This window comes from Marinilabilia salmonicolor, assembly GCF_003003035.1.
In the GTDB taxonomy this organism is placed as follows: Bacteria; Bacteroidota; Bacteroidia; order Bacteroidales; family Marinilabiliaceae; genus Marinilabilia; species Marinilabilia salmonicolor_A.
Window position 1 is genome coordinate 126,526 of the sequence record NZ_PVTS01000009.1, and the last position, 12,759, is coordinate 139,284.

5 protein-coding genes are annotated in these 12,759 nt (G+C 43.2%); all 5 read left to right on the forward strand.

Features of this window, described 5'->3' with window-relative positions:
- Window positions 1–250: 250 nt before the first annotated feature.
- Window positions 251–3,298, forward strand: coding sequence for a SusC/RagA family TonB-linked outer membrane protein (locus BY457_RS10885; RefSeq protein WP_106153359.1), 3,048 nt, complete (start codon window positions 251–253; stop codon window positions 3,296–3,298).
- A gap of 191 nt (window positions 3,299–3,489) precedes the next feature.
- Entirely contained in the window at window positions 3,490–5,103 is a 1,614-nt protein-coding gene (locus BY457_RS10890) for a RagB/SusD family nutrient uptake outer membrane protein (RefSeq protein WP_106153360.1), read from the forward strand.
- Window positions 5,104–5,291: 188 nt separating this feature from the next.
- On the forward strand, window positions 5,292–7,703 hold the full coding sequence (locus tag BY457_RS10895) for a sugar-binding domain-containing protein (protein WP_106153361.1): 2,412 nt from the start codon (window positions 5,292–5,294) through the stop codon (window positions 7,701–7,703).
- Window positions 7,704–7,717: 14 nt separating this feature from the next.
- Window positions 7,718–9,355, forward strand: a complete 1,638-nt coding sequence (locus tag BY457_RS10900; protein ID WP_106153362.1) for a glycoside hydrolase — start codon at window positions 7,718–7,720, stop codon at window positions 9,353–9,355.
- 133 nt (window positions 9,356–9,488) lie between these two features.
- Entirely contained in the window at window positions 9,489–12,638 is a 3,150-nt protein-coding gene (locus BY457_RS10905) for a glycoside hydrolase family 2 TIM barrel-domain containing protein (protein ID WP_106153363.1), read from the forward strand.
- Window positions 12,639–12,759 lie beyond the last annotated feature (121 nt).

Genomic DNA, 12,759 nt, shown 5'->3' on the forward strand with positions numbered 1-12,759 from the left:
ATCAGGTGTTGTCCAAAAAGTATTAAGGATCAAAAAAATGTCATGTTGAACGTAGTCGAAACATCTGTCTTTCAAGTGAACAGATTCTTCGACAAGCTCAGAATGACATCAAAATTGGACTTTTTGGACAGCCCCTTTACACAAAAATGTTTATCAAATTCATGTGGTGAGGAAATTGAGTTTTTCTTTTTCTACCATAGATTAAAACAGTTCAGGGTTTCGATAATCACAAACATAAAATGTCAAGAATATGAGAAAATACATTCATAAATTCATTTGGCTTTTGGCTGTCTTATTTTGCTTTTCAGTCAATATGCACGGACAGGAAAAATTGATAAAAGGAACCGTAGCTTCTACCGATGGAGAACCGCTGCCGGGGGTCTCTATTGCAATTAAGGGAACGGCCACCGGAACGATTACGGATGTTGATGGCAACTTTCAATTGAATGCGGAGTCCGATGATGTTCTTCAATTTAGCTTTATCGGGTTCAATAATATGGAAGTTCCCGTTGGTGACCAGACGATTCTTAATATTGAATTGGAAGAGACTTTTGTCGCCTTGGATGAAGTAGTGGCTATCGGATATGGTCGTGCCAAAAAAAGCGATCTTACGAGTTCTATTACTTCCGTTAAAGGTGAGGATATGAAAACCATGAGCGTGGGAAATCCTGTTGAGGCTTTGCAGGGTAAAGCGCCTGGTGTTCAGATTATTGCCGGAAGCGGACATCCCGGAGCCTCTCCGAAAGTGCTTATTCGGGGTTTTACATCACTCAACCTTTCTACAGACCCGCTTTATGTGGTTGACGGTGTTCCCATGGGAAATAATCTGAACTTTTTGAATACCAATGAGATCGAAAGTATTGAGGTTCTTAAGGATGCATCGGCTTCAGCTATTTATGGTAGTCGTGCTTCCAATGGGGTTGTGCTGATTTCTACCAAGCGTGGAAAAGATGGGAAAACTCTGTTTTCAGCAGATCTGTCGTATGGTTTTCAGGTGTTCGATAAACCCTATGATATGGCCAATGCCACAGAATATGCACAAATTATGAATCAATCACTTCAAAATGCCGAATTGGGTGAAAGATTCCCTGATCCGGCAAGCCTTGGAGAGGGTACTGATTGGTGGGGAGAAGGAGTAAACAAAGTGTCTCCTCAAAGAAATTTTAGCTTTCAGGCATCAGGTGGAAGTGAGACAAACAGATATGCAGTTAGCTTAAACTACTACGATCAGGATTCATTTTACAATTCCGGTAACTGGCAGAAATTTACTGCCCGGTTGAGTTCAGATTGGGATTTTGCCGATTGGATTACTGCCGGCGTGATGTTGAATCCGAGACGAGAAATGTGGGAAAGCACACCAAACTGGTATCAGGATTATTTACTGATTGACCCTGTGACCCCCATCTATCGCCCCAGTGAAGAGCAGGAGGGACTGAATGAGTATAGTATTTATCAAAGATCATATTATACCTATGTTTGGAACCCCATTGCTCGGGATGCACGGCAGTTTGATGAAGGTGGGTATTACGCTCTTGCGGCCAATGCTTATGCAGAAGTTACACCGATTAAGAATCTGGATTTCAGAACTCAGATAAGTGGCGATTATAAATTTGACCATAACGATGATTTTGAGCCCGATTTTGTAATTGACGGGGCACATGAAAAGAATGAACTCAATTATGCTTATCGGTCACACAATTTTAATTCTTACTGGAACTGGACCAATACGTTAACTTATTCTCTTGATGTAAACGAGCATAATGTTTCATTGATGGGTGGCGCTACCATGGAAAAATGGGAAGGTCGGTTTATTAATGGAACCAAAGACGGAATCCCGAATAATTCGGATCCACTTCGTGAAATAGATGCTGCTACTGAAAACCCGGAGGTTAATGGAAATTCCTGGGGCAATTCTCTTGAGTCATATCTGGGCCGGTTGTCCTATAACTATCTGAATCGTTATTATCTGACAGCAACTTACCGTGTTGACGGCTCTTCCAAGTTTCTGGCCAATAACAAGTGGGCTTCATTTCCATCGGCATCTGTTGCATGGCGTATCTCTGATGAATCTTTCATGGATGGATTAGATTTTATTAATGATTTAAAGATAAGAGCCGGTTGGGGCCGTTTGGGAAATCAGAATTTGCCCTCTAGTGTTTATACTTCAGGTATCGGACAGGACTATTACGTATTTGGACCAGGTCAGGGTTCACTTGTTAACACTACTTACCCGAGTAGCATGAAAAACGAGGATATCAAGTGGGAAACTGTTGAAGATATAAACCTGGGAACCGATTTTACACTTTTTGGAAGTCAGGTTAATGGGTCAGTTGAGTATTATCAGAAAAAGACCAAAGATATGATCTTTCAACTGCCCTATCCCAATTACAGCGGGTACCCCAATGATGCTCAAATTTGGTCGAATGTGGGTTCCATGAAATCGGAAGGTGTTGAAATGGGGCTTAATTATCAAAACCGCAGGGGCCGCTTGAAATATGATGTGGGAGTTACTTTTACAACAGTTTCGGTTGAAGCGACAGATCTTCCGGAAATTACCCCTGTTGTTTATGGGGACGAAGAGCGAACAAAAACCGTAGAAGGTGAAGAGCCTGGATATTTCTTCGGTTATCAAACCAACGGGATATTTCAGAATCAGTTTGAAATTAATTCACATGCAAGCGAGAATGGGGCATTGTTGCAGGCTCAGGCTCAACCAGGAGACATCAGGTTTGTGGATGTTAACGGAGATGGAGAGTTGAATGGTGAAGACCGTACAAAAATCGGAAGTCCCTGGCCCGATTTCACAGGAGGTTTGAATATCAGCCTGGCTTACGATAATTTCGATTTCACCGCCAATTTGTATGCCAGTGTGGGAAATGAACTGGTCAATTGGTTGCGTGAGGATCTGTACAGTACCCAAAGTTCTGATAATAATGTCATTTCCGGATTATTGGATGAAGCCTGGCATGGTGAAGGAACAAGCAATGATATTCCCATTGTTTCACATACGGATTTGAACCAGAACTTTGCCCGGTTTAGTGACTATTACGTTGAAGATGGTTCTTACATGCGGGTTAAGAATGTACAGTTGGGATATTCTCTTCCAGAATCTGTTTTGGATCGGATTGGTTTAACGAAGTGTCGTTTTTATGTATCAGGACAGAATATCCTGACCGTTACCAATTTTGAAGGTGTAGATCCGGAAGTAGCAGGAGATAACGTACTTAACTTTGGATTCTCCGGATGGACCTATCCTGTTTTACCAACATATCTGATTGGTGCAAATATTACTTTTTAACTATGAAAAAAGCAGGTAAAACCTAAGTTGAGCGATACGAGTGTAACAAAGTAACGCTTTACTTAGCGTTAACCCCGATTTAGAAAATTTTGGTTTTTCACTATCCTTATGGTGAAAACCTTACATTTTCTTATTCGATTGAGTGAGAATCGCTCAATTTGGGTAAAAGTAACAGTACAAAAACAAAAGTTATGAAGAAAAAAATATTAAATATATTATTGGCGGTTCTCATGTTCGTTGGGATTTCTGCCTGTGAGGATTTTATTGAAATAGAAGAGCGGGGCGTTCAAAATCTGGATAATTATTTTGCTACCGAATCAGAGGCCGAAGCCTTTGTTAACGGTTTGTACAAATCATTCGCCAACTGGGACGACTGGTGGCAACAGATTTTGCGTATAACCAATATCATGTCAACCGATGATGGATGGATGGGAAACCTGCAGCAGGATCCTGGTGACCATTATGCTTTTGCTCATTATTTTGTGGAGGCATCGAACGCTCCCGGGTCTCTGAAAAACTTTTATACTCATAAGTATTTGAATATTGGGGCTGCTAATATTGCCATTAACCAAATACCGGACGCTCCTATTAATGAGGAGTTAAAAGAAAGGTTGATTGGAGAGGCCAAGTTTTTTAGAGCCTTCAGTTATTGGGAACTGGTGCAAAACTTTGGCGATGTTGTGTTGTTGACTGAGCCTCAGGGAACTTCCGGATTAAATCAGGAAAGAGCACCAAAATCAGAGGTTTATGCGCAAATTGTGAAGGATTTGAAAGAGGCTGCTGCTGTTTTGCCTGGTGAATATGGTGACGACAACAAAGGAAGAGTCACCGGCTGGGCTTGTAAAGCACTTCTGGCGCGCACTTATCTGTTTATGGAGGATTATACCAATGCCTATGCTTATGCAGATGAGGTGATTGGACAGGGGCCGTTTAGTTTGGAGCCCGACTTTGTGGATGTTTGGAGTGTTTATAACCACCACGGTGTTGAGTCAATTTTTGAAATTAATGCCAGCAGCAACCAGAATTACAACGTGGGAAACCGATTTTCAGTGGTGATGTGTGCGCGTGGTGAAACATGGCCTGAGGGTGAAGAGGATAAAATCATGGATGGTTGGGGTTGGTGTGTCCCGTCATCACATCTTGAGCAGGCTTATCTTTCCGAAGGTGACGAAATCAGGAGAAAAAGTACCATTATTACGGTGGGTGAACCTGTTTATGGTGATGAGGAAGAAAACCCCAACTATCAGTTTAATGTGGATATTAATAAATCAGGCCGCGTATGGCGTAAATATTATGTGCCAATAGATATGCGACGTCAGCTGACGGTTAAGGATCGTCATATTCCACTGCCGATGATTTTGCTCCGATTAGGTGAAATGTACCTGACACGTGCCGAAGCGGCTTTTCGCCTGGGTGATGAGGCTCAGGCCAAAGCGGATATTGCAACTATCAGAGCGAGGGTAGATTTGGAGCCCAGGAATGATCTTTCAGGCAATGATCTTTTATATGCTATCTGGAAAGAGCGTCGTCTCGAAATGGCATCAGAGGGTTTGCGTTTGTATGACCTTCGTCGCCAGATTGACCCGGTTTCAGGCAAACCCAGAATTGCTGAAGCCATGGGGCCAAACGGATACTTTGTGCAGTATAATCTGAACGAAAGTACCGACCCTTATGAGACCATTCATCCTGAAGAACCGCAGGATAAAGGAACTATGTTTCAGGAAAATCAGCATGAACTATGGCCAATTCCTCAATCAGAAATTGATAGAAGTAATGGTGTGATGAAGCAGAATCCCGGTTATTAAATGACTGAACCAAAAACCAGAATTATGCAGTAGTTGGCATTTTCTTGCAAACACTATACAGTCATTTAATACTGATATTTATGTTACAACCACCCCGGGCAATTTGGCTAATGCACAAACTGTCCGGGGTAAATATATTCTTACCGGAAATTCTTTTTTGACGAAATACAATCACAAAATCTTATTTTATGAAGCAAGTTGTTAGCTTTCTCATGTTTCTGATATATAGCTCCTTAGTTATCGGTCAGGTCTCATTTGGTGAACCGGAGAGGATAAATTCCAATTGGAAATTCAACAAAGGAGATACAGAGCAGGCTGCTCTCGAAAGTTTTGATGATTCGGATTGGCGCACGGTTGATCTTCCTCACGACTGGAGTGTTGAAGGTCCTTATAGTCCGCATAATGCCAGTGCCACCGGATACCTTCCCGGAGGGATTGCCTGGTACAGAAAGAATATTGAAATACCCGAATCCGAACAAGGTCAAAAGGTATATATTTATTTTGAGGGTATTTATCGCAATGGTGAGGTTTTTATTAATGGAAAATCTCTGGGAATTCGACCCAATGGATATATTTCGTACCTGTATGATCTTACTCCCTTTTTGAGATTTGGTGGAAAGAACACGCTGGCGGTCAGGGTCGATCACAGCAAAAGTATTGATTCCCGGTGGTACACGGGTTCCGGCATTTACAGAGATGTGTACCTGGTTTATGCCAATCCGGTTCACATTTCTCAATGGGGTGTTTTTTATCAGACAAAAATGATGAACAAAAATACCTCGATTGTAAATTTGGAAACCAGTATTACCAATACTACTTCCCAACTGCAAACGTTGACAGTTAAGCAAGAGCTTTTTGATAATGAAGATCAACTGGTAGCTTCATCGTCCGGTGAATTGACAGTTGATAATGGGAGTTCAGGCAAAGTCAATCAGGTGTTGACCGTTAAAAAACCTTCTTTGTGGTCTGTGGACAATCCCAATCTCTATAAATTAAAAACCACCGTTTTTAACGGTCAGGAATTCATTGATCAGACAACAACCAGGGTCGGCATTCGTACCCTTGATTTTGATTCTGACAAGGGATTTGCTTTGAATGGAGACAACATGAAAGTAAAAGGTGTCTGTTTACATCACGATGCCGGAGTTTTGGGCAGTGCGGTACCAGAGGAGGTTTGGAAACGCAGGTTGATTAAGCTGAAAGAGTTGGGTGTAAATGCCATTCGTACCAGCCATAATCCACAGGCACCGGTACTATACGACCTTTGCGATGAACTTGGATTGTTGGTATTAAATGAAGCATTTGATGAATGGGAATTCCCTAAAAAGAAATGGGTGGAAGGTTGGAATGTGGGTGAACCTGCTTTTCAAGGTTCGTATGAGTTTTTTGAAGAATGGGGCGAAACAGATTTGCGGGATATGGTTTTACGGGACCGGAATCATCCATCGGTTTTTATGTGGAGCATCGGCAATGAAGTGGATTATCCCAACGATCCCTATTCTCACCCTGTTCTGGATGAGGCAAGTATTCAGCAACAACATACCCGGGGTTATCAGCCTGATCAACCTGACGCCAATCGTTTGGGAGGGATAGCAAAGAGATTGGCTTCGGTGGTACGGGAGCATGATCCTTCCAGACCTGTAACCGCCGGATTGGCCGGCCCCGTTATGTCCAATAAAACGGATTATCCGGGTGCATTGGATGTTGTTGGTTACAACTATACCGAACGACGATACGATCAGGATCATGAAGCATATCCAAACCGGGTTTTGTATGGCAGTGAAAACAGGCACGACTACGAAGCCTGGAAAGCTGTTCGGGACAACGATTTCATCTTTGGCCAGTTTTTGTGGACCGGCATAAATTATTTGGGAGAGGCTTTTAGATGGCCATCGCGTGGGTTTACAACCGGACTTTTGGATCTGGCTGGGTTTGTTAAACCCCGGGGTTATTATCGAAAAAGCTTGTGGACAAAGGAACCTATGATTTATGTTGGCGCCTATCCTGCAGCTAGAGGAGGTCATGGCTCTCTGATTGACGCGCCGCATTTTTGGAATTTTGAAGTCGGAGATACCATCCGGGTCGTAAGTTATACCAATTGCGAGTCGGCCATATTGTACCTTAACGGGGAAGAAATTGGTCATGAAAAGTCACGGGATCAGGAAACCGGCGTTATTTTCTGGGATGTTGTTTATGCTCCCGGAAATCTTGAAGTTACAGGATTAAATAATGGGGAAGAGATGGTGTCCGACAATATTGAAACATCCCGACGCCCTGCTGCTATTGAAGCCCGACTTTGGAATGAAAAGCCGGTTGTTTCGGGCGATGTTCTGCAAATTGAGATTCAAATTGTAGATGAGAACGGAGAGGATGTTTTTCTGGCTGACAACCAAATTACCTGTAATATTGAGGGCCCGGCAAAGTTGTTGGGTCTGGAAAGTAGCGATCATTCCGATATGGGAAATTATAATGACAACAGGCAACGGGTCTTTCAGGGCCGTATGATTGCCTATATCAAGGCAGAGGATAAGGGAAATGTAAATGTTTCGTTCTCCTCTCCATGGCTCGGGAGTGATTACGTGGAATTTACAATCGAATAGGATAAATCTGAAATATGGATAAATCAATTAAATATATGCTGTTTTTGTTTCTGCTTTCAATGTTTTTATTGGCATGCGAGAACGACAACGACGATAAAAATGACGTGGAGAAAAACACCGGGGGAGAATTAATATTTGTTGATCCTTCGGTCTCGTTGCAGCCCATCGATGGTTTTGGAGCTTCAGATGCGTGGAGAGTCCAGTTTGTAGGTGCCAACTGGCCTTTGGAAAAACGAAATGCGATGGCCGATCTTCTTTTTAGTCAGAAGTTAAAAGAAGATGGTAGCCCTGAGGGAATTGGCCTTTCTTTGTGGCGATTCAATATTGGTGCCGGAAGTTCCGAACAGGGGCTGGCCAGTGATATTGGTAATTCCTGGCGCCGTTCGGAATGCTTTCTGAATGAGGATGGAACTTACGATTGGACGAAACAGGCAGGGCAACAATGGTTTTTGCGTGCTGCTGAAGAACGAGGGGTAGAATCGTTTTTGGGGTTTGTCAATAGTCCTCCGGTGCATTATACGAAAAATGGAAAAGCTTATTCTCCGGGCGGAACCAATATCAACCTTGAATTTGGCCGAATACCCGATTATGCAGAGCTCCTGGCTACTGTTTGCCAGCATTTTGAACAGGAGGGACTGGCATTTGACTATCTAAGTCCGGTAAATGAACCTCAATGGAACTGGGACTCTCCGGGTCAGGAGGGATCGCCCGCGACAAATGGTGACATTGCAAGCATCCTCAGGGAATTGTCTCCTAAACTTGAAGAAAAGAATGTCCAATCCCAAATTGTTGTGCCGGAGGCTGGTGAACTACAATTCCTGTACGGTGATTTTGGAAATGCCGGACGAGAGGATCAACTACATGCATTTTTTAACTCTTCGTCATCCAATTACGTTGGAGATTTGAGTAACGTGAAAAAGGTTGCACTGGGTCATAGCTATTTTACTACCGCTGATGTCAATACCCTTGTCGATGTTCGAAAAACATTGGGCAATGAGTTGAATAGTAATGGAGGGACTGCGGGATTTTGGCAAAGTGAGTTCTGTATTTTGGAGAATGCTCCGGATATTGGTGATGGATGGGGAAGAGACCTGGGAATGGGCACCGCTCTTTATGTGGCTAAGGTGATTCATTTTGATTTGGCCCTGGCAAATGCACAGTCCTGGAGTTGGTGGACTGCCTTATCACAGGGTGACTACAAAGACGGTCTGATATATCTGGATAATGGTATAAATGAAAATGGTGAGCCGTTGGATCCAGGGGCCGAATCATTGAAAAATGATGGCTACTATCGTGAATCCAAACTATTATGGGCTTTGGGAAACTATTCCAGATTTATCAGGCCCGGCATGGTTCGGGTTAAATCGGGCTTTTCCATTCCAAAATCAGAAACCTTTCAGGCATCAAATGTTATGTTTTCGGCCTACAAAGATCCTGTGGAAAACAGGCTGGTTCTGGTTTTTGTAAATTATTCGGACAGTGATAAGAAAATGACCATAGGAAGTATAGGAGAGACTTTCAATATTTCCGGCGACCAATTTGACTCCTATACTACTTCTGCCGAAAAAAGTCTGGAGAAAGGAGAGATGCCTGCCGAGAGTATCATCATCGAAAAACGATCCGTGGTGACACTGGTGGGAAAAATGGAATAAAATTTTTGAATCTTTTTGGCGGAGTTAATACTTATTTGGAATTTCTTTTCAGAAGAACAATTTTCCGCCAAAAGATTGCAATAAGATAATAGTAATTAATACTTTTATAGAAAATAAACTAAAATATCTAACAATGAGACTAGTATCCATCCTGATGTTTGCTGCTTTATTATGGGGTTGTCAGTCGTACAGCGATTATTCTGATGTTCCTTATGAAGAGAAGTTGCCGGTTGATTGGGAGAATCCGGCTGTTAATCAGATAAATAAAGAGGCTCCCCGTGCATGGTTTGTACCATTTGCTGATGCCTCCGAAGTAAATTCTGAAGACAAATGGGCTTCTTCACTTTTGAAATCGCTTAACGGAGAATGGATGTTTCATCTTTCTCAAAATCCTGCCGAGAGGCCTGCATGGTTTTTTAAGAATGATTTTGATACGCGTGACTGGGAAACCATTACCGTTCCCTCAAATTTTGAAATTGAGGGATTCACGTATCCTATTTATACCAATGTTCAATACCCTCACGAAAAAACGCCCCCGGTAATTCAGGAGCACTACAATCCGGTGGGATCGTATAAACGCACTTTCACTATTCCCGAAAAGTGGAATGGGAAAGAGGTGTACCTCCATTTTGGAGCGGTCAGTTCTGCTATGTACGTTTGGGTAAATGAGCAAAAAGTCGGGTACAGTGAGGATAGTAAAACACCTGCTGAGTTTAATATCACAGAATATTTGAAGCCCGGAGATAATACGCTTGCTGTTGAAGTATATAAATGGAGCGATGGCAGTTATCTGGAAGATCAGGACTTTTGGCGTTTGGGGGGCATTACCCGTGATGTGTTTCTGATGGCAAGGGAAAAACAACACCTTCGTGATTTCAGGGTAACGGCCGGACTGGATGATGATTACACAACCGGGATTTTCCGGATGCAGGCCGAAATGAAAGATTCTTCGGATGATAACGCGGTAACCGTGGAAGCCATGCTTTATGATGGTGAAGAGCTTGTTGAACGATTTACTGAAACAACTTCTAAGGGCAAGGTTGAATTTGCTTCGGAATATGAGAATGTGAAACCCTGGTCGGCTGAGATTCCTAATCTTTACAATCTGGTTATTACTCTTAAAGATAATGCCGGAAAGGTTTTGGAAGTAGTGCGTCAGGATGTTGGTTTTCGAAAAATTGAGATCAAGGGAAATACTCTTTTGGTAAATGGGAAATATATTTACCTGAAAGGGGTGAATCTGCACGAGCATCATGATGTTAATGGTCACGTAATGGATGAAGCCACTATGCTCAAAGATATCCAAACCATGAAAGAACATAACATCAATGCTGTTCGGACGTCTCATTATCCGCAGCCTGAGCGATGGTACGAGCTTTGTAATCGTTACGGTATTTACCTTATCGACGAGGCCAATGTGGAATCGCATGGTATGGGGTATGGAGAGGAATCTTTGGCTAAAGACAGCACCTGGAAGGCTTCTCATCTTTATCGCACACGGAATATGTTTGAGCGTGACAAAAACCAGCCTTCCATAATTATATGGTCGTTGGGAAATGAGGCGGGCAACGGTGTGAATTTTGACGCCACTTACGATTATCTGAAAGCGCAGGATTCTACTCGTCCCGTTCAGTACGAGCAGGCCCATGGTGGTAGAAATACCGATATTTACTGTCCCATGTATGCGCGTATTGAGCAAATGGAGCGTTATGCCAAAGAAGATGGCAGCAAGCCGTTGATTCAATGCGAATATGCCCACGCCATGGGCAATAGTGTTGGGAACCTCCAGGATTACTGGGATGTTATCGAATCTCATGATGTAATGCAGGGCGGTTTTATCTGGGACTGGGTAGACCAGGGATTGTTGACGCAAAACGAGAATGGCGGGGAATACTGGGCTTATGGCGGTGACTTTGGTCCTGATACCGTACCCACTGATGGAAATTTCTGTCTTAATGGTTTGGTAGATCCCGACCGTCAGCCTCAGCCCGCCTTGGAAGAGGTGAAGAAAGTGTATCAGTACATTAAATTTCATCCGGTAAATCTGAAGAGAGGAATCATCGAGATTGAAAATAAGTATGATTTTCTGAATACTGAAGATTTCAACTTTGAATGGATTATCGAAGGCAATGGAGCGTCTGTTGCTACAGGAACATTTGCCGGAATTGCATTGAAGCCTGATGAGAAAGTGTCTGTGTCGGCTGAAATGGATTTTGAACCTGTGGCTGGTACAGAATACTTTCTGATGGTAAAAGCAGTTTTGAAAGAAGCTGCCGGATTGGTTCCTGCCCATACATTGCTTGCTGCGGAGCAGTTTGAATTGCCTCTGGTGGTTCCCGAAAAAGCAGATGAAGCCGAGCTCTCCTCTCTTAAGCAGGATCTTAGCAATGATGTATTGTCTGTTAGCGGAACGGATTTCTCTGTTAAATTCAATATGAAAAAGGGCCAAATGACCAGCTATCAATATGCCGGGAAAGAATTGTTGAAAAAAGGTCCCGAGCCGGGTTTCTGGCGTGCTCCCACCGACAACGACTTTGGTAATGATATGCCTGTGCGTGCACGGATGTGGCGCGAAGCCGGAGAGGAAAGAGAGCTGACCAATGCCGATGTGAAAGATGCAGGTGCCGGCAGAGTGTTGGTTTCATTTGAATTTGCCCTCAAAGATGGAGAGGACAGCCAGATCGGTACTTACAGAAGCACTTACCTGGTTAAGGGTGATGCGCATATAGAAGTTGATAACAGTTTTAAAATGGCCGAAGGAGATTTACCCGAAATACCACGCATGGGTATGACTTTATATATGCCACGGGAGTTTGATCAGATGCAATGGTTCGGACGCGGACCTCATGAATCATACCAGGATCGTAAAACCAGTGCTTTTGTGAGTTTGTACAAAGGGAGTGTGGCTGACCAGTACTGGCCCTATTTGAGGCCTCAGGAAAATGGCAATAAAACCGATGTACGCTGGATGAGCATTACCAACGAAGCCGGACAGGGACTTAAATTTAGCGGCAAACAATTGTTGGAAGTTTCTGCGCATCACAACATCATGGAAGATTTCGAATCCCCCCGTCGCACCGATGGCCGCTGGGAAGAAGGTGAAGAACGTCCTGTACAGCGTCATATTGATGATGTACACCCCCGCGATCTTACTTCTGTGGATATTGATCTTAAGCAGATGGGTGTTGGTGGCGACGACAGTTGGGGCGCCTGGACACATAAACAGTACCGGTTGACCGAAAAATCGTATGAATATGGTTTTGTGATGGGGCCTGTGGAGTAACTTTTAAAACTTACCCCGATTTAAAGTAAGAACAAGAGGCTGTCCATATAGTTTTCAGAGTTGTTTTATTTGTTTTTTGGAATTTTGAAGATCACTATCCATGAGATTCATTTCTGCGTTC